We start from the raw sequence: 18,330 nt of genomic DNA, 5'->3' as shown, positions 1-18,330 counted from the left end.
CCCCTTCGGTCAGCGGGCGGCGTGCACCGGCTCGTCGCGCGGGTCGCGGTCGATCGGCACGTCGCGGACGACGAACGGCTCGCCGGTGCGCGCAGCCGCCGGGGCCACGTCGGGGAGCAGGCTGCGCATGAAGTGCCGCGAGGGCTCCTCGACGTACCTCCACGCCAGCCAGGCGACGACGAGCAGCACGGGGATCCAGGCCAGCTCGAGATAGATCCTCAGCGCACCGGGCCTGATCCCCAGGCCCTCGCTCAGCGTGTCCCGGATGAGGTACAGCAGCGGTGAGTGCACGAGGTACAGCGCGTACGACACCTTCCCGCCCAGCACCGCCGGGCGGCTCGCCAGGAACGACGCCAGCGGTCCGGTCCCGACCGCCAGGCCGGCGATCACCACGGGGATCAGCAGCACGGTGACCAGCGTCCGCACCCAGCCCGAGCCCTGCAGCTCGTACGTCGCGTAGTAGACGCCCACCATCAGCATCAGCGCCGCGACGGTCACCAGGCCGACGACCCGCTTCGCCCGTCGGCCGACGTCGACCCTGGAGACGGCGGCACACAGCAGCATCCCCGCGGTGAACTCGGCGACCACGCGCACCGCCCAGCCACCCGGGCCGGTGAAGCTGCCCTGGGCGAGCGCCAGCACCGCACACGGTGAGATGGCGACGCCGGCGCCGACCAGCAGCGCCCGCGCCCGCAGCCGGTGCTGCAACCGGAAGACCACGAGCGCGAGCAGCGGACACAGCAGGTAGGCCAGCCACTCCGCCGACACCGACCAGGCCGGGCCGGCCCACGACGTCGTGCCGAACCACTGCTGGACGAGGAACAGCTGCTGGACGAACCGCCACCCGTCGACCTGACCGGCCGGCGCCGAGTCCCACAGCCGGTCGCGGACGCAGATCAGCGCTCCGGCGAGCAGCAGGACGGTGACGTAGAGCGGCCACACCCGGGCCAGCCGCAGCCAGAGGAACCGGCCGGCGGTGCGTACGTCGGCACGCGGGCCGAGCTGGTCGAGGTAGTTCAGGGCCAGCACGAAGCCGGACAGGACGAAGAACAGGTCGACCCCGTGGATGCCCTGACCGAGCAACGGCCTGGTCAGCCGGTCGACGTCGGAGAAGCTGGTCTGCAGGACCGCCTGGTTGTGCCGGGTGACGTGGTACAGCACCACCCACAGCGCGGCGAAGAACCGCATGCCCGTGAGGGCGCGGAGGTGGTGAGAGCGCACGAGCCGGCTCCCTTCACGGACGGTGGGACGGTCGCCTCACCATAGATTCCGTTGGGGCCCAGCGGTAGCGACTCGCCGTCACCAGATCCGGACGCGCTCCTCGGGCGCCAGCCACAGGCCGTCGCCCTCGACGGTGCCGAACGCGTCGTGGAACTCGGCGAGGTTGCGCACGATGTTGGCGCGGAACTCCGGCGGTGAGTGCGGGTCGATGGTGAGGTACTGCAGCTCTTGCTCCTTGCGGCGCTTGGTGCGCCAGACGTACGCCCAGTTGAGGAACAGCCGCTGTGCACCGGTCACCTCCGCGTCCTGCCCGTCCCCGCCGGTGGCGTCGCCGACCGTACGACCGGTGCCCTCCAGCGAGATCGCGTACGCCAGGTGCGCGATGGTCAGCCCGCCCAGGTCGCCGATGTTCTCCCCGACGGTCAGCTGCCCGTTGACGTGCTCGCCGGGCAACGCCCGCGGCTCGAAGGTGTCGTACTGGCTGACCAGCGCCGTGGTCTTGACCTCGAACGCCTCCTTGTCGGCCGGCGTCCACCACTCGTTGAGGTTGCCCTGACCGTCGTACTGCGCGCCCTGGTCGTCGAAGCCGTGCCCGACCTCGTGGCCGATCACCGCGCCGATGCCGCCGTAGTTCTCGGCCGGGTCGGCGTCGAGGCTGAAGAACGGCCGCTGCAGGATCCCGGCCGGGAAGCAGATCTCGTTGGTGCCGGGGTTGTAGTAGGCGTTGACGGTCTGCGGGAGCATGAACCACTCGTCGCGGTCGACGGGTCCGCCGATCTTCGCCAGCTCGCGGTCGGTCTCGTACGCCGCGGAGGCGAGCACGTTGCCGAGCAGGTCTCCGGCGTCGACCTCCAGCGCGGCGTAGTCGCGCCACTTCACCGGGTAGCCGATCTTCGGGTTGAAGGTGTCCAGCTTGTCGTAGGCCCGCTGCTTGGTCTCCTCGCCCATCCAGTCCAGCTCGCCGATCGAGCGGCGGTAGGCCTCGAGCAGGTTGGCCACCAGGCGGTCCATCGCGGCCTTGGCCTCGGGCGGGAAGTGCCGGGCGGCGTACTCCTTGCCGACCGACTCACCGAGCGCGCCCTCGACCAGGGAGACGCCGCGCTTCCAGCGGACGCGCATCTCGGGAGTGCCGGACAGGGTGCGGCCGTAGAAGTCGAAGTTGGTCTCGACGAACGCCTCGGAGAGGTACGGCGCGCTGCCGCGCAGCGCCTTGACCACCAGCAGCTGGCGCCACTGCTCGATCGGCACCTCGCCGAGCAGCGACTCCAGGTGGGTGAGGTACGACGGCTGCCGCACGATCACCTCGGCCAGGCTCTGCTCGTCCCCGCCCAGCGCGGCGACGTACGCCGACCAGTCGAACGACGGCGTCGCGGCCTGCAGGTCCGCCGCGCTCCTCAGGTTGTAGGTCTTCTGCACGTCGCGGGTCTCCGCGCGCTCCCAGTGCCCCTCGGCGATCCGGGTCTCCAGCGCGAGCACGTCGGCGGCCACCCGCTCGGCGTCGGCCACGTCGGCGAGCTCCAGCATCCGCTGCACGTACGCGACGTACGCCGCCCGCGTCTCGGCGAACTTGTCCTCGCGGTAGTACGACTCGTCGGGCAGCCCGAGCCCGCCCTGCGCGACGTGGAAGAGGTAGCGGTCGGAGTCCTTGTCGTCGGTGCTGACGTACGACCCGAACAGCCCGCCGAGACCGCGCCGCTCGAACGCGCCGAGGTACGCCGCGAGCCCGTCGACGGAGGCGACCCGGTCGATGGACTCGAGCAGCGGCCGCACCGGCTCCGCACCGAGCGCCTCGACGCGGTCGGTGTCCATGAAGCTGGCGAACAGGTCGCCGACCTTGCGCGCGTCGACGGCGCTGATCCCGCCGTCGGTCACACGCGCACCGTCACCGCTGGCGCAGTCCTCGACGATCTGGCGCACCTTCTGCTCGGCCTCGTCGGCCAGGCTCACGAACGGGCCCCACGAGGAGCGGTCGCTGGGGATCTCCACCGTGGCCAGCCAGGCGCCGTTGACGTGGCCGAACAGGTCGTCCTGGGGTCGGATCGAGGGGTCCATGCCCTCGCGGGCGTCGTCGAGGATCGTCACCCCCCGAACCTATCGAGGCTTCCTAGACTTGTCGGCATGACACAGGTTGAGGTCCACGACCAGCCCGAGGCGCACCGCTACGTCGCGACCGTCGACGGCGAGCAGGTCGGTCTGGCGGCCTACACGCTCGACGGCGACGTCATCACCTTCACCCACACCGAGGTCGACGACAGCCACGCCGGCGAGGGCATCGGGAGCACGATCATCACGACCTCCCTGGAGGACGTACGCCGCCGTGGCCTGCGGGTGGTGCCCCGCTGCCCGTTCTACGAGGCGTGGTTCGACAAGCACCCCGAGGCGGCCGACCTGCTGGCCTGATCCATGTGACGAGGGGCTCGCGCGGCCTCCGACTCCGCAATCCCGGGGGCTCAGTAGTCCGCGGTCTCACCAAGGTGGTCTCAGACCACCGTCCATGTGCCGCGCGGGGCGCCTGCCCCGGTGACGACGTCCGGACGGGCCTTGCGGGGCTGCCGCGACGACGCCGGGGTCTGACGAGCGTGCGTTCCGCACGGGGTTCCTCCTGCGGTGCGGTCACTGGTCGAGTCAAGGCAATGTCAGTGGCGCTCGAGGACTGTGACGACGGCTATTGGGACTGAGCTTGTTAGGCAAGAGTCAGCCCGACGCGAGCCAGTCATCGGTGACGCACCCCTCTTCGTAGTGCCACCACCCATCCTCATGCCCTCGCTCCAAGAGACGCTTCACGGGATCGGCGGCCGTGGCTGGACTGATGTCGAGCGCGACGATGCTGACCGGTTCCGCTATGCCCTCACCCTCGACCCCGAGCGGAGCGAAAGCATCGAGAACTGCCTGTCGGTCGCCCTTCAAGGGCCCCTCGAGGCGCGGGATGACGCGAACCACTACGCGACCGCCAGCCTCTAGCACCCGAGTGCACCACCACACACCCTCGTCGTCCTGCTCGGCCTCGACGATGTCGTCGGCGGCGACACCGCGTACGAACCACGGGGTGTTGTCGAGCTTGAACTGGCTAGGGCCTACTGGCCACGCCCAGAGGCCCTCCGAGGTCACCGGAGGCCATCCCGAATCGTCCTGCTCCATCCCAAAGCGAACTCTCACCATGTCCTCCACCAGGTCATGGTGGGGCATCGGGCTCGGCGTGTCACCAGCGCTGACGATCTGCCCGGAGCTCATCCGCGCCTGTCTCGAGAGCAGTCCAAGAATCACGACGCCCACACTTCCGCCTCAGCGAGACCAGCTCTCACGACGGGGGCAAACTGCATTGTCGGCCAACGTCGTCGTCGCATGAGAATCCCTGACTGGTGACGGCATTTCCGCGAGCTCACGGATACCGCAGGTCTGGCGATCGTCGCTAGCGGTGAGCTCTTGACTTCTGTCATTCCTTGCGGCTCCAGGCGTCGGCCAACTGGGCGGACCAGCGGCCAAGGTGCCGGCGGATCGTGATGTCGCCGCCGAAGCATGCAGAGACGTGTGAAGAGGTCAGCGACTGCGCGACCGGCCCTTTGGACACGATCCGGCCGCCGCGTAGGAGGAGGGCGTGCGACGTCGAGGCGGGTAGCTCCTCGATGTGGTGCGAGACCAGCACGATGGCGATCTGTGGCATGTGGGTGCGGATCACGGAGATCGCGGAAAGCAGCTCCTCGCGCGCCATGAGATCGAGACCGGTCGCTGGCTCGTCGAGCAAGAGCAGCTCGGGATCGGACATCAGTGATCGAGCGATGCGCAGGCGCCCTCGCTCGCCCTGAGAAAGGCCGTTGACTTGCCTGCCGCGCAGGTGCTGGCAGCTCATCACTGTCATCAGCTCGTCGGCACGGTGGTGATCGTCTGCTGTGTACTTCTTCCACATCGGGTGCACGCTGCCGGTGCGTCCGGTCAGGACCACGTCCTCGGCGTTGAGGTCCTCAGGCATCTGCGTGCTGGGATTGACGGCACCGAGCTCTGCTCGCAGCGTCCAGATGTCGACGCGACCCATGGTGCGGCCGAGGATCGTGACGCGCCCGGCGCTGGGGAAGCGTGAGGTGTCAGCGAGAGACAGCAACGTCGTCTTTCCAGCCCCGTTGGGGCCCAGCAGGGCCCAGGTCTCACCGTGTCTGACTGTCCAGTCGATGTCTTCGACGAGTCGCTCTCCCGAGGGAACCCAGACCGTCACCCCGGCAAGCTCGAGAGCGATACCACCCACTGACTGGTTCATCGAGCCCTCCTCAGGTCGACCGACGCTCCACATCATCAGGAGAACACTCGGCGAAGGATGGCAGGCACTCCGGCCGTTTCCTCGACTGTCCGTAAGCCAAACGATGAGCGACGTTCCGGAGCCGGGGTGACCGCGCTCCGCAACCTTCCCGCGGGGACCAAGGCGGCGCTGCGCAAGCGTGCCGAGCAGAGTCATCGGTCAGTCGAGGCCGAGGCGCGCGAGGCGCTGACCAAGGCACTGAGCGACCGCCACGATCGTCGACCTGCCGGGAACCGACGAGGGCGCCGAGCTCTAGTTCGAGCCCGAGCGGCTGGGGCTGACCGCTCGCTCCGCGCACCTGTGAGGTACCTGCTGGACACCGACGTGGTGTCCACGCTTCGGGTTCGAGGGCGCAGTCCCGCGGTCGAGGCGTGGGCCGTGTCGGTGCCGCTGGGCGATCAGTTCGTGTCGGCGTTCACCGTCGCCGAGATCGAGCGCGGCGTGATCGCGAAGGAACGCGCCGACGCCGGGCAGGGGGAGGTCCTGCGTCGCTGGTTCGAGGATCACGTCCTGCCTGCGTTTGCGGGTCGCGTGGTGCCCTTCGACGTCGCAGCGGCGAGTCCTCGCTCGGTACCGGGTCCCCGAGCACGCGCCGTTCGACGACGCACTCGTCGCGGCGGTTGCGGAGTCCGCCGAGATGACCGTGGTGACGCGCAACGTCCGACACTTCGAGCCCCTCGGAGTGCTCGTTCTCGATCCGTGCGACCTGCCGAGCTCCGACGTCTGACACCGCGGGGCTCCGCATCGGACCGCCGCGCCGGCCTCCAGGGAGCACGACCTGCCGACTGGTCCGGCCGCCCCAGGGCTCAGAAGCGAAGCACCGTTTTGCCCAGCACCTTGCGCTCGGCCATCTCGACCAGCGCGGCGCCGATCTCCTCGACCGGGCGCACCGGGCCGAGCGGCGGGTCGACGGTGCCGGCACGCATCATCGGCACCAGCGCGTCCCACTGCCAGCGCATGTAGCCGCGCCGCGACATCGCGTACGCGCCCCAGCCGACGCCACGGACGTCGACGTTGTTGAGCAGCAGCCGGTTCACCTTCACCTCGGGGATCGAGCCGCCGGTGAAGCCGAGCACCAGCAGCCGGCCCTCCTCGCCCAGGCAGCGGAGGTAGTCGGTGAACAGCTGTCCGCCGACGACGTCGGCCACGATGTCGACGGGGCCGCCGGCAGCCTGCACCACCGCGTCCTTCAGCCGCCCGTCGAGCTCCTCCAGCACCACGGTCGCGTCGGCTCCGGCCGTACGAGCCACCTCGGCCTTCTCGGCGGTGGAGACCAGCCCGACAGTCCGCGCGCCGAGGCCCTTGGCGACCTGGAGCAGGGCCGTGCCCAGCCCGCCGGCGGCGCCGGTGACGAGCACCGTCTCGCCCTCGGCCAGCGACCCGCGCACGGCGAGCGCGAAGTGGGCGGTCAGGTAGTTCATCCCGATCCCGGCGGCCTGCTCGAAGGACACCTCGTCGGGCAGCGGGAAGACCGCCTCGGACGGCGCGGCGAGCACCTCGCAGCCCGAGCCGTGCGACTGCACCACCGCGACGCGGTCGCCGGCGGCGTACTCCCCGGACGCCTCGCGCACGGTGCCGGCGGCGTCGACGCCGAGGGCGAAGGGCAGCTCCGGGCGCACCTGGTACTCGCCCTTGGACAGCAGCAGGTCGGGCCAGGCGATGCCGACCGTCTGCACGTCGACCAGCACCTGCCCCTCGCCCGCCGTCGGCTCGGGGACGTCGACCACCTCGACCGCGTCGGGACCGTCCAGGCTGCTCACCATCGCTGCACGCATGGGCCCAACCTAGGACCCGGCACGCACGTCGTCGCGACGGGCCGGGTCAGCGTGCCTCGACGACCTTGTGCAGCTCGAAGTGCATGGGGTCGGTGTAGCTCCAGTCGCCACCCCAGGCGAAGCCCCACTTCTTGAAGATCGCCACGACGGTGCGGTCCATCTCACCCACGGTGCCGCGCTGGTTGCCCGGGACGTTCATGTCCAGGGCGGTGCCGAAGGAGTGGAAGGAGAGCTGGCTGGTGCCGGCGATGAACTTCGGCACGAAGCAGCCGGCGTACTCGCCGGGGTGGATCTTGTCGGCCAGGCCGCGCTGGACGACCTCGGTGAGCGCGGCCCGCAGCTCGGGGAGCATCACCTTGTTGCAGGTGACCCTGCCGAGGATGGGGACCTCCTCGGTGCGGATGTACTTCGCCACCCACGCCGGGTCGACGCGCACGCCGCCGCCGGCGGTCGCGGTGTAGCGCAGCGTGTCCAGCGAGCCCGTGACGGACCCTCCGGTCACCACGGCCGTGAGCTGCTGTCCGATCTTCAGGTCGACCCCGAGGATCTGGACGCTGGCGTCCTTGCCCATGATCTTCTGGATCGTCGAGTAGACCTCGCGCGGAGCGGTCGCGCCGGTGGAGACCAGCAGCGCGTTGTCCTTCTTCATGCCGAGCTCGGAGGCCCACTTCTCGTTCACCACGGCGTCGATGACGCTCTTGCCGCTCGCGCGCGCGACGAGCGGCGCGTACGCCCCGACGTGGACCCGGTCGGCGTCCTCGGCGGTGCCCATGCGGACGTAGCCCTTGTCGTCCTCGAGCCGCTTGCCCACGGCCGGGTCGACCGCCATCTCGCCGCCGGCGACGCGCTGCCACACCGCCTGGGTCTTCGCCGAGCCGGCCGGCGTGAACCGGCGGAACGTCGCGGGGTCGACCGCGGCGTACGAGACGGGCCGCTCCTCGTCGTAGAAGTTCGCCAGCGAGAACGAGTCGGTGTCGGTGACGCCGCGGAGCTTCGCGACCTTCTCCACCGCGTCCTTCGACAGCGAGGAGGAGCCGGTCACCAGGATGTCCGCGGAGACCGCCGGCTGGGACAGCGCCGGCGGCATGTCCATCGCGAGCCCGTCGACGGTGGGGACGTCGGAGCTCGGCGTCGCGGTGGCCGACGGCTCGCCCTTCTGCGACGAGGTCTCGACGTCGTCCTGCCTGGTCCCGCACCCGGCCGCACCGAGCAGCAGCGCCCCCGCCGCGAGCGCGGCGGTGAGCGTGCGCGCGCGTACGCCGGTCCCCGTGATCACAGTCCAGGACTGTAACCGCGGTCACCCAACGAGATGTCCGGTTCTGGCGGTTGCTCCGGTCGTCGGTCCCGCGGATCCGTGCCCCCCGACCACCCCCGGCGGTAGCGTCGTCGCATGAGCGAGGACGAGAAGACCGGCAGCGACGACGCGGCTCAGCCGGGCATCAGCGACGACCAGCTGCCCGACGACGTACGCCCCGACGACGACAACCCGCTGGCCCACGGCCCGACCGACGAGGACGACGAGGACGAGGGGATGTCGCTGGGCGAGGACGGCCCGGGCGCCTCCTGAAACCCGACGGCGGAACCGGGTGCGGATAGCGTCTGCCCCATGAGCAGCACCTCAGGCCCCTCCGACACCGTCTGGCCGATCGGGATCGACTTCGGCGGCACCGGCATCAAGGCGGCGCCCGTCGACCTGGTCACCGGCGAGTTCGCCCGGGACCGGAAGCGGATCGACACGCCGAAGCCCGCCACGCCAGAGGCGGTCGCGGAGGTGATGCGTCAGCTCGTCGACGCGTTCCCCGAGTCCACCGGCCCCGTCGGGGTGTGCGCGCCGGCCGTCGTACGACGCGGCGTGCTGGAGTCGGCCGCCAACATCGACAAGTCCTGGATCGGCGTCGACGCGGACGCGCTGCTCACCGAGCGGCTCGGTCGGCCCGTGCACGTGCTCAACGACGCCGATGCGGCCGGGTACGCCGAGCTCCAGTACGGCGCCGCGAAGGGTCGCACGGGGCTGGTCATCCTCACCACGCTGGGCACCGGGATCGGCAGCGCGTTCCTGTACGAGGGGCGCCTGATCCCCAACTCCGAGCTCGGCCACCTCGAGATCGACGGCCACGACGCCGAGTCCCGCGCCGCCACGAGTGCCCGCGAGCGCGACGACCTGTCGTGGAAGGAGTGGGGCAAGCGGCTCACGACGTACTACAAGACGCTGGAGAAGCTCTTCTCCCCGGACCTGTTCGTCGTCGGTGGCGGGGTCTCGAAGAACTCCGAGAAGTTCTTCGACTACATCGACATCAGCACCGAGATCATCCCCGCGCAGCTGCGCAACTCCGCCGGCATCGTCGGCGCCGCCGCGCAGTCCCACCTGGACTGATCCGCGGGTACGCCGCAGGCGCGTCCCGACGACCTGTGCAGAACTCCCCGCACCGAGACGTCCTCCGCATAGAATCCGCGGCGAGTCGGATGGTCCGATTTAAAGTCTATCGACTTTGTGTGCAATGGTGTTCCCGTGAACGCTCTCGGACTCACGCGCCGCTATCGGCTGCTGCTGGTGGCCGTCGTCGTGGTGCTCGCGCTGGCAGCCAGCGTCCTCGCGATCAGGGACGCCACCGCGCAGGGGGGCAGCGCCCCGGCGCCGCCCACCGCCACGGCGACCTCCCGGGCGACCTTCCAGACGACCTCACCCGAGCCGAGCCCGGCCGTCGCCCGTCCCGGCCCGAGGCCCAACGTCATGGTCGTGATGCTCGACGACATGCGCTTCGACGAGCTGAGGTTCCTGCCGCGGACCCGGGCGTTCGTCCAGGACCGCGGCCTGACCTTCACCAACGGGTACTCGCCGTACCCGCTGTGCTGCCCGGCGCGCTCGTCGTTCCTGCTCGGCCAGTACGCGCACAACCACGGCGTGCTCTACCACGAGCGGCCGTACGGGTTCGGCGCGATCGACGACCACGAGAGCATCGCGACGTCGCTGAGCAGCGCGGGCTACCGCACCGCGATGGTCGGCAAGTACCTCAACAAGTACGGCGTCGCCCGCTCGAAGGTGACGGGCCGGTCGTCCTACCGCTACGTCCCCGCCGGCTGGACGGACTGGATGGCCGGCCTCGACAGCACGCCGGGCAGGCGGGGGCCGTACGCCGGCAGCACGTACGACTACTTCCACCTCAACCAGAACATCAACGGCCAACCGACCTCGTTCCCCGGGCAGTACTCCTCCGACGTGATCGCGAGCGAGGCCGCGGACCTGATCGGGACGTACGGCGCCGAGCGGCCGGCGAAGCCGTGGTTCCTGTGGCTCACACCCGTCGCGCCGCACCACGGCGGACCGGTCGAGCCCGACGACCCGCCGACGTACCACCGCCGCAACGGCAGCGAGCAGGAGTTCGTCACCCCGGCCCGTCCGAGCTGGGTGAAGGGACGCTTCGACACGCAGGTCACCCACGGTCTCGGCCAGCCGGTGGGCCACGCCGCCGAGGCCGACCTCTCCGACAAGCCGCGGGTCTACCGCCGCCAGCCGGAGGCGGGACCGGTGGAGAAGCGCCGGCTGCGCGACACCGAGCGGCAGCGCGCCGAGGCGCTGTACGCCTGGGACCGGGCCTTCGGCACGGTGATCGACCGGCTGCGCAGCACCGGGCAGCTGGCGCACACGCTCGTGGTGTTCACCTCCGACAACGGCTACTACAACGGCGAGCACCGTCAACGGATCGGCAAGATCAAGCCGCACGAGCCGGTGATCCGCGTGCCCCTGCTGGTCGCCGGGCCCGGCATCCCGCACGGGGTGCGGCAGACGCCGGTCACCACCTTCGACCTGACGTCGACCATCCTCGACATCGCGGGCGCCGGCCCGGCGACGAGCCGTCCGATGGACGGCGAGTCCAAGGCCGACGTGCTCTACGGCCGCGACCGGGGCTGGACGTACCCGATGCTCACCGAGGGGCTGCTCACCGGGATCAAGCGGGCCGGTCACGGGTTCGACGGTGGGCTGAACGAGGTGGGCATCGACACCGGCCGCTACAAGTACGTCCGCTACGCGACCGGGGAGCGCGAGCTCTACGACCTGCGGACCGACCCGCTCGAGCTGACCTCGCGGATCGGGGACCCCGCGTACGCCCGGGTCCAGGCCGACCTGGACCGGATGTGGCGGCGCTACAAGTCCTGCATCGGCGAGGCCTGCCGGGTGCCGATGCCGAAGCGGTATCAGGTCTCGGTGAACGCCCTCGCCGACCAGCACGCGAGGGCGACCGCGGCGACCCGGGCGTACTACGGCGGCCGCTGAGCGGTGCCCTACGGCGTCCGCGCGGGGACGACGACGTACCCCGCAGACGCGTCGCCGTACACCGTGAGCCAGTCGCGGTCGTGGTGCCAGCGCCACGCGAGGTGGGCGCAGACGATGCCGTCGACCTCGTCCTCGACGCGCTCGAGGTCGACCTGGCGACGGGCGTCCGCGACGGCCGTACGGATCTCGGCCCAGCGCGGGTGCTCGCCGAGGCGCAGCGGCGCCACCCGGGTCAGACCGTCCAGCAGGACGCGGAAGGCCGCCTGCCGGTCGGCCACGCTGCGCCCCTTCTTCGCCTTGTACGCCAGCACCCGGTCCAGGTCGAGGAGCGCCACGATCGCAGGATGGGGGTAGACCTCCAGCGCCACCGGCGCTGCCGGCGACCCGGTCAGCCCCGGGTCGGGCGCCCAGCCCTGCCGCGCGCACAGCACCTCGGCACGCGGTGGGTCGAAGTGGGCGAAGCCGCGGTGGGAGGGGTACGCGCTCGCGCCGAAGCGCCCCCACGTACGGCCGACCTGACGCTCCGCCTCACGCATCCCCGACGCGTTCGGCACCACGATCGGCGCATCGATGCCGATCACCGCCGGCGCGAGACCGGCCAACCAGGCGTCCAGCTCCGCGTCGCTACGGACGACGCCGGAGCGTACGAGCGCCCCGTCCTCGTCGACCAGCGCCACCCCCGTCCGGTTGCGGGTGCTCCAGGCGAGGTCGACGCCGACGTACGACGCGCTCAGGCGAACGGGTTCGGCAGCGCCCCCGGCAGCCGGCCGAGGATCTCGCGGGCCTGGTCGGCGGACCGGTGCTCGACGAGCACCTCGTACTTCGTGGCCACGACCTGGGTGACGGAGGAGAAGTCCCGCTGCCCGCGTGTCAGGGCGTAGCCGACGAGCGCCCAGATGACCCCGAACAGCGCGCCCAGGAGGGCCGTGCCGACGATCTGCACCAACGCGTTGCCGCCGTCGGTGAACAGGCTGAACAGCAGCCCGATCAGCACACCGAACCACAGCCCGGAGACGGCGCCGCCCGCGGCGACCCGGCCCTGGGTCAGCCGACCGGTGATCCGCTCCACCCGCTTGAGGTCGGTGCCGACGATCATCAGCTGCTCGACCGGGAACTTCTCGTCGGAGAGGAAGTCGACCGACTTCTGCGCCTGCGCGTAGTCGTCGTACGTCGCCAGGGACTGGGGGAACTCCAGCTTCAGCGGGTTCAGCGAGGCCGCCGCGGCCATCGGGTTGCTCATGGCTCCCAGTGTGCCCCACCGCCCGAGGGGGGCGGGCCCAGCGCGCGCTCCCAGCGGGAGCGACCCTCGTGCAGGGCGAGCTCGCCGTCGGTCCGCTCGGCCGCGACCGGGTCGTGCGTGGCCATCACCACCACCGCCCCGCGGTCGGCCTCCGCCCGCAGGGCGGCGATGACCTGCTCACGGTTGCCGGCGTCGAGGTCGCTGGTCGGCTCGTCGGCGAGCACGACGGCCCCTCGGGCCGCCAGGACGCGGGCGACGGCGACCCGCTGCTGCTGGCCACCGGAGAGCTCCTCGGGCAGCTGCCGCCCGACGTCCTCGAGACCCACTCTCTCCAGAGCGGCGATCGTCCGGTCCGCGGCCTCGGGCGGGGGCACCGCCGCACTCAGCACCGGTACGAGAACGTTCTCGTGAGCGGTCAGCGACGTGACCAGCGCATTCCCCTGCGGTACGACGACCACGCCCGCGCGAGCGGCCGCGGACCGGTCGGCCAGGGTCCGCCCGTCCACGCTGACGTACCCGTCGCTCAGCGGTACGGCCCCGGCCAGCGCCCACAGCAGGGTGGTCTTGCCCGCACCCGAGGGCCCGGTGACGGCCAGGAACGTCCCCGCGTCCAGAGCGAGGTCGACAGGGGACAGCGTGAAGTGCTCGTAGGCCACCGTGAGGCCGTCGGCGCGCAGCACGCTCACCGCTCCTCCTCCGGCGCCGGGTCGAGCACGAACCGGTCACCCGACTGCTCGACGCGGACCAGGGTGCCGGGCACCAGCGCCTCCCGGGCGTGCGTGGGCAGCGGGAGGAAACCGTCGGCGGTGACCACGGAGTACTCCTCCCCGCTGCGGCCCTCGCCACCGACGCGCCCGTCGCGGATCGTCACCGTCCGCGGCAGCGACGCCGCGACGTCGGGGTCGTGGGTGACGACGACGACCGTGGCGCCCAGCGAGCGGTTGACCTCCGCCAGCGCCGCCATCACCCGGTCCCGTGCGACGTGGTCGAGCTGGCTGGTCGGCTCGTCGGCCAGCAGGACCCCGGGCGCCGCGGCGACCGCCACCGCGACGGCGCACAGCTGCAGCTGGCCCGGGGTCAGCGCGGTCAGCGCGGCCTCGCCCGCACCGGCCAGGCCGACGGTGCTGAGCACGTCGTCGACCTCCGGCACCTCGCGGCCCAGGCGCCGCGCAGCGTACTGGGCGAAGCCGACGTTCTCCCGCGGCGTGAGGTACGGCAGGAGGTTGCGCCAGGCGCCCTGCAGCACCAGCGCGATCGTCCCGGCGCGAAGGTCCTCGAGCTCGCGGGTCGTCGCGGCCGACAGCTCGACGTCACCGACCTGGATCGTTCCGGCGCTCGGCCGGAAGAGACCGCCCAGGAGGCTCAGCAGAGTCGACTTCCCCGCGCCCGAGGGACCCAGGAGACCGATCTGCTCGCCCGCGCGCACCCGCAGGTCCACCCCCGAGAGCGCAGCGACGTCGCTGCCCTCGGAGCGGTAGATGTGCACCAGCCGGCTGGTGAGGATCGGGAGCCCGGCGCTCACAGGACCTCCCTGAGCCGGTCGAGGTGGGACCTCGCCGCGATCGCCCGGCCGGCCGCACCGACGACCACCGCGGCGACCAGCGCGGCCGTCGCCAGGCTCGCCAGCACCACGACCCAGGCCGTCGACAGGTCCAGGGTGGACACCTCGGGTCGCCGGGCGAGCAGCGGGACCGAGGGCAGCGCGAGCACCGCCCCCAGCAGTCCGGACACACCCCCGGCGATCGCCGCGAGGAGGACGACGAGGACGTCCGCCGCGGCTGCGACCCGTCGTACGTCGGAGGGCCGCAGGCCGGTCATCCGCAGGGCCGCGAGGTCGCGGGACCGCTGGCGCCACCCGGCGACCGCGATCACCAGCAGGGCGAGGAGCACGGCCAGCAGCGCAGCGCCCCCGACTGCGGCGCCGAGCTCCAGCGCCCAGGCGGGGATGGTGGAGTCGAAGCGTCGCGTCGTGCCCGACAGCGTCGCGACGCCGGCGAGCGCGACGCCCTCGTCCGCGAGCGCGGTTCGCACGGCACGGAGCAACGCCGGGTCGACGGAGCCGAACCAGATGGAGAGCCCGCTGTTCGGGTCCACCGCACGTCCGCGCTCGAGCACGTCGAGGTTGACCAGCGCGGCGCTCGCCCCGGAGGAGGGGATCCGCGGGAGCCGCCCGACCTCCACCGCCGGCTGGGCCTGCGAGTCGATGCCGGTCGTCGTGAACCGCCCCTTCCGCGCGCCCGGAGGCAGCGACCCGGTGACCAGGGCCGGCACCCGCTGGGGCAGCCACTGCTGCTGCGAGGAGACCGTCCGAGAGCTCGTGGTCCTCAGCGACAGGGTCAGCGAGGAGCTGCTCCCCGAGGACCGGACCGAGCCGGTGCTGGCACTGACCTGGGAGGTCCAGGACGACCCCCGCAGCGCCACCGGTGTCCCGTTCGCGGCGACGTCGCTCAGGCGCAGGTCCCCGACGATCGAGGCGGGGACGCCGGTCGTCACGTCCACGGCGACCAGGCGGCAACCGGTCGCGCAGCTGACCTGCCGGGAGAAGCGGAACCCGGCAGAGTCCTTGCGCAGCTTCCCGAGGGGGACGGGGAGGAGCTCGTTGTCGGCGCTCAGCACCTGCAGCGTCACCGACACGGGGGTGTAGCCGCCGCCCGGCACGTCCACACGCAGCGACAGGGCGTCCAGTCGTCCGGTGAGGGTCGTCCCCCGCAGCACCACGGGCGGCACGTCGGGCGCGGCGAGCCTCGGCCAGGGGATCGTGCTCGCGTCCTGGCCCGGGAAGAGCGCGACCCGCCGAAACTCGTCGGGCACGACGGCAAGCGCCTCCGCCCCGTCCGACCCGGCCGGACGGGTCCGTACGACCGGGGTCGCCCGGCGTCCCCCGGGGTCGACCCGCGCGAGCGCGCGACGCACGGCCGCGAGGTCGGTACCGCGCACCTCCGCGACCATCGGAGCACCGACCTGCTGCTCGGCGGCGGACTCCCGGTTGCGCGCACCCACCGCCAGGGCGTCCGCGCTGAAGACCACGAGGGCCACGCCCACGGTGACCAGCACGACGGTGCGTCGCGTGGTCCGTCCACGTGCCCCCGTGAGCACCGAGATCGCCAGCCGCGCCCGTCCGCGCAGCAGCAGCCGGCGTCCCAGCCACGCCGCCACCGGGAGCACCACCGTGGCCAGCACCAGGCCGACGAGGAGGGCCAGGAGCGCGGGCGCGACGAGGGCGAACGGTCCCGAGAGCGCACCGGACGCGAAGGCGAGGCTGAGCGCACCGGCCACCGACGCGAGCACGATCTCGCCCGGCCCCGGCCGCCAACCGCCCCGCGCCGGCACCGATCTGAGGAGGGAGTCGATGCCTTCCCTGGTCACCAGGCCGACGGGGAGCCAGGTGAGGGCACCGAGCACGAGCACGCACCCGGGTGCCGTCGCGACGGCGCTCGCGGTCAGCTCGACCGGGGCACCGCCGGGAAGGAGGTGCACCGTCGCGACGTCGAGAAGCAGCGCGAGGCCCAGCCCGGCCGGCACACCGGCCAGCACCGGCGGGAGCAGCTCCTCGGCCAGCAGCCACCGCGCTCCCTTCCGACCACTGCCGCGCAGCAGCGCCACCGCCACCTCCTGACGCCGCTGCCCGGTGGCGACGCCGAGCACGAACCACAGCACCACGACGACGAGCAGCGCCAGCTGACCGACCAGCAGCGGAACCGTGACCCGCGACTGGTCCCGCTGGTGGAGCACGTCGCCCCGGACGTCGCCCAGCCCCGTCTCGACCTTGATCCCGGCCTGGTCGGCACGGCGCTGCAGGGTCGGCAGCGTCGCGGTCGCGGCCAGGAGCTCGTCGACGCCGGTGGCCGAGCGTCGCAGCAGGTAGTCGTCGGTCGACTGCTCGGAGAGCAGCACCGGCGTCGTGGAGTCGTGCAGCGTCTGCTGGGTCGTGAACCACACGTCGTGGGAGAAGGACGCGATCGGCCCTCCTCCCTCGGCTCCCGAGGAGACCGCGACCTGCCGGCCGAACCAGTACGCCGACGGCTTCTGCCGGTAGACGCCCACGACCCTGAGCGGCAGCTCCGGGCGCAGCCCCCCTTCGCTCGCCTGCGCCGAGTCCGCGCCGATGACGATGCGCTGGCCCACGGCGTACCCGTAGTGGCGGACGTCGCCCTCCGAGACGAGGACCTCGCCGATCGCCCGCGGGCAGCGTCCGCGCACCACGAGGTGCGCACAGAAGCCGTCACGCCACTCGATCGTGCCGTCGGGCGAGGTGAGGGTCTCGGGCAGCACGGGCGCGTCGGCCGAGTCGCTGCGGATCGGTCGCCCGAGCTGGCGCCGCAGCGGCGCCGGGATCGGCGACGCGGAGGCGATCAGGTCGCCGTCGGAGCGCAGCCGGTCGCTGCGCATCTGCAGGCCACTCGTCTCCACCGGCCGCGACGCGAGGTCGGTCCGGACCAGCGCCTGCTGGGTCGCGCGCGTGAACAGCGGCGCGAAGACGGCGCAGGTTGTGACCAGCGCCGCCAGCGCGAGGAGTACGAGGGCCTGCGCACGGCGGTAGCGCAGCCGCTTCCACATCCCCGCTCCGATCGGTCCCGAGGGTGCCGGACCAGCACCGGCTTTGGTTCTACTCCTCTCGCATCGATCGTGGAATCACGGTGCGGTCACGATCAGCGCTCAGAACCGCGCGTTCGCGAGGACCGGCAGGGCCGCTCGCGCCTTCGCGACCTGGTCGCCGTCGACGTCGACGACGAGGAGGCCCGGCTCGTCCCCGAGCTCGCCGAGCACCTGGCCGGTCGGGCCGACGACCATCGAGTGCCCGACACCCGTGGGCGCGCTCCCGGTCGCGCCGGGTGGCGGCGCCTGCCCCGCCGCGGCCACGACGACGGTCGCGTCCAGCGCGCGGGCCCGGACGAGGGTCCGCCACTGGTCCACCTTGCTCGGCCCGGCGCCCCACGACGCCGGCAGCAGCACCACCTCGGCCCCCTCGCGCGCCAGCGCGGTGAACAGGCCGGGGAAGCGGACGTCGTAGCAGACGGCCAGCCCGACCGTCGTCCCCGCGATCTCGACGGTGACGGGCTCCGAGCCCGGTGCGACCGTGTCGGACTCCTTGAAGCCGAAGGCGTCGTAGAGGTGCACCTTGTCGTACGACGTCCGCTCACCGCCGGGGGACGCGACCAGCAGGGTGTTGCTCACGCGCCCGTCGTCGTTGGGCGTGAACATCCCGGCGACGACGGTGACGCCGTGCTCGGTCGCGGCGGCCGCGACGGCGTCGGCCCACGGACCGTCCACCGGCTCGGCGACCTCGTCGAGACGACCGCCGCCGAAGCAGCGCATCGTCGCCTCGGGCAGGACGACCAGGTCCGCGCCCTCCCCCGCGGCCCGGGCAGCCTGCTCCCGGACGATCTCGAGGTTGGCCCGCGGGTCCGGGCCGGTGGTCACCTGGGCGAGTGCGAGACGCATGTCCCCATCGTGCACGGGTCGTGTGCCCGATGGTCGCGGGAGTGGTCGCCGGAGCAGCCGCTGCCGCACACGACCGCGCCCTAGAGTCGGC

The 18,330-nt window shown here is 72.0% G+C and carries 16 protein-coding genes and 1 pseudogene; 5 read left to right on the top strand and 12 right to left on the bottom strand.

Annotated features, from left to right (window positions below; genetic code table 11):
* Positions 1 to 9: 9 nt before the first annotated feature.
* Both IEX42_RS11080 and IEX42_RS11075 read right to left on the bottom strand, forming a co-directional pair.
* Positions 10 to 1,221 (bottom strand): acyltransferase family protein, encoded by a 1,212-nt coding sequence (locus tag IEX42_RS11080; RefSeq protein ID WP_188779818.1) that lies wholly within the window; start codon positions 1,219 to 1,221, stop codon positions 10 to 12.
* Positions 1,222 to 1,299: 78 nt separating this feature from the next.
* Positions 1,300 to 3,303, bottom strand: coding sequence for a M13 family metallopeptidase (locus IEX42_RS11075; protein ID WP_308422225.1), 2,004 nt, complete (start codon positions 3,301 to 3,303; stop codon positions 1,300 to 1,302).
* 36 nt (positions 3,304 to 3,339) lie between these two features.
* Here IEX42_RS11075 and IEX42_RS11070 point away from each other — a divergent pair, with 36 nt between their 5' ends.
* Positions 3,340 to 3,621 carry a GNAT family N-acetyltransferase gene (locus IEX42_RS11070; RefSeq protein ID WP_188779817.1) on the top strand — a complete coding sequence of 94 codons (282 nt, stop codon included), beginning with the start codon at positions 3,340 to 3,342 and terminating at the stop codon, positions 3,619 to 3,621.
* A 294-nt stretch (positions 3,622 to 3,915) separates the two neighbouring features.
* Here IEX42_RS11070 and IEX42_RS11065 read toward each other — a convergent pair whose 3' ends face one another.
* A complete protein-coding gene (locus IEX42_RS11065) occupies positions 3,916 to 4,494 on the bottom strand; it encodes a DUF4265 domain-containing protein (protein ID WP_188779816.1) in 579 nt (192 codons plus the stop codon).
* 160 nt (positions 4,495 to 4,654) lie between these two features.
* Positions 4,655 to 5,470 carry an ABC transporter ATP-binding protein gene (locus tag IEX42_RS11060; protein ID WP_188779815.1) on the bottom strand — a complete coding sequence of 272 codons (816 nt, stop codon included), beginning with the start codon at positions 5,468 to 5,470 and terminating at the stop codon, positions 4,655 to 4,657.
* Between the two features lie 57 nt (positions 5,471 to 5,527).
* On the opposite strand from IEX42_RS11060, the pseudogene IEX42_RS18335 reads away from it, so the two are divergent.
* Positions 5,528 to 5,698 (top strand): annotated as a pseudogene (locus tag IEX42_RS18335) (FitA-like ribbon-helix-helix domain-containing protein); the annotation flags it as partial.
* Positions 5,699 to 6,315: 617 nt separating this feature from the next.
* Here the strand turns inward: IEX42_RS18335 and IEX42_RS11055 are convergent.
* A complete protein-coding gene (locus IEX42_RS11055) occupies positions 6,316 to 7,284 on the bottom strand; it encodes an NADPH:quinone oxidoreductase family protein (RefSeq protein WP_188779814.1) in 969 nt (322 codons plus the stop codon).
* Between the two features lie 46 nt (positions 7,285 to 7,330).
* A complete protein-coding gene (locus IEX42_RS11050) occupies positions 7,331 to 8,560 on the bottom strand; it encodes a M15 family metallopeptidase (RefSeq protein ID WP_188779813.1) in 1,230 nt (409 codons plus the stop codon).
* Positions 8,561 to 8,674: 114 nt separating this feature from the next.
* On the opposite strand from IEX42_RS11050, the gene IEX42_RS11045 reads away from it, so the two are divergent.
* From IEX42_RS11045 to IEX42_RS11035, 3 genes are all read left to right on the top strand, one after another.
* The gene (locus IEX42_RS11045) at positions 8,675 to 8,851 is read left to right on the top strand and encodes a hypothetical protein (protein ID WP_188779812.1); all 177 of its coding nucleotides are present in this window, start codon (positions 8,675 to 8,677) and stop codon (positions 8,849 to 8,851) included.
* Between the two features lie 39 nt (positions 8,852 to 8,890).
* On the top strand, positions 8,891 to 9,658 hold the full coding sequence (ppgK, locus tag IEX42_RS11040; RefSeq protein WP_188779811.1) for a polyphosphate--glucose phosphotransferase: 768 nt from the start codon (positions 8,891 to 8,893) through the stop codon (positions 9,656 to 9,658).
* Positions 9,659 to 9,793: 135 nt separating this feature from the next.
* On the top strand, positions 9,794 to 11,557 hold the full coding sequence (locus tag IEX42_RS11035; RefSeq protein WP_188779810.1) for a sulfatase family protein: 1,764 nt from the start codon (positions 9,794 to 9,796) through the stop codon (positions 11,555 to 11,557).
* Positions 11,558 to 11,565: 8 nt separating this feature from the next.
* On the opposite strand, the gene IEX42_RS11030 is transcribed toward IEX42_RS11035, so the two are convergent.
* From IEX42_RS11030 to IEX42_RS11005, 6 genes are all read right to left on the bottom strand, one after another.
* A complete protein-coding gene (locus tag IEX42_RS11030; RefSeq protein ID WP_188779809.1) occupies positions 11,566 to 12,234 on the bottom strand; it encodes a DUF429 domain-containing protein in 669 nt (222 codons plus the stop codon).
* Positions 12,235 to 12,287: 53 nt separating this feature from the next.
* Positions 12,288 to 12,797, bottom strand: a complete 510-nt coding sequence (locus IEX42_RS11025; protein WP_188779808.1) for a YflT domain-containing protein — start codon at positions 12,795 to 12,797, stop codon at positions 12,288 to 12,290.
* The gene (locus IEX42_RS11020; protein WP_188779807.1) at positions 12,794 to 13,483 is read right to left on the bottom strand and encodes an ATP-binding cassette domain-containing protein; all 690 of its coding nucleotides are present in this window, start codon (positions 13,481 to 13,483) and stop codon (positions 12,794 to 12,796) included. Before IEX42_RS11020 ends, IEX42_RS11025 begins: the two co-directional genes overlap by 4 nt.
* Positions 13,480 to 14,319 (bottom strand): ABC transporter ATP-binding protein, encoded by an 840-nt coding sequence (locus IEX42_RS11015; RefSeq protein WP_188779806.1) that lies wholly within the window; start codon positions 14,317 to 14,319, stop codon positions 13,480 to 13,482. Before IEX42_RS11015 ends, IEX42_RS11020 begins: the two co-directional genes overlap by 4 nt.
* Entirely contained in the window at positions 14,316 to 17,354 is a 3,039-nt protein-coding gene (locus tag IEX42_RS11010; RefSeq protein ID WP_188779805.1) for an FtsX-like permease family protein, read from the bottom strand. The genes IEX42_RS11015 and IEX42_RS11010 overlap by 4 nt, the downstream gene beginning before the upstream one ends.
* A 99-nt stretch (positions 17,355 to 17,453) precedes the next feature.
* Complete coding sequence (locus IEX42_RS11005) at positions 17,454 to 18,239, bottom strand: carbon-nitrogen hydrolase family protein (protein WP_188779804.1); 786 nt, start codon at positions 18,237 to 18,239, stop codon at positions 17,454 to 17,456.
* Between the last annotated feature and the right edge of the window lie 91 nt (positions 18,240 to 18,330).

The sequence above is a fragment of the Marmoricola endophyticus genome (genome assembly GCF_014644415.1).
Classification (GTDB): Bacteria; Actinomycetota; Actinomycetes; order Propionibacteriales; family Nocardioidaceae; genus Marmoricola; species Marmoricola endophyticus.
Note: the sequence above shows the minus strand (reverse complement) of the source record. Positions and strands in the feature narration are given on the sequence as shown.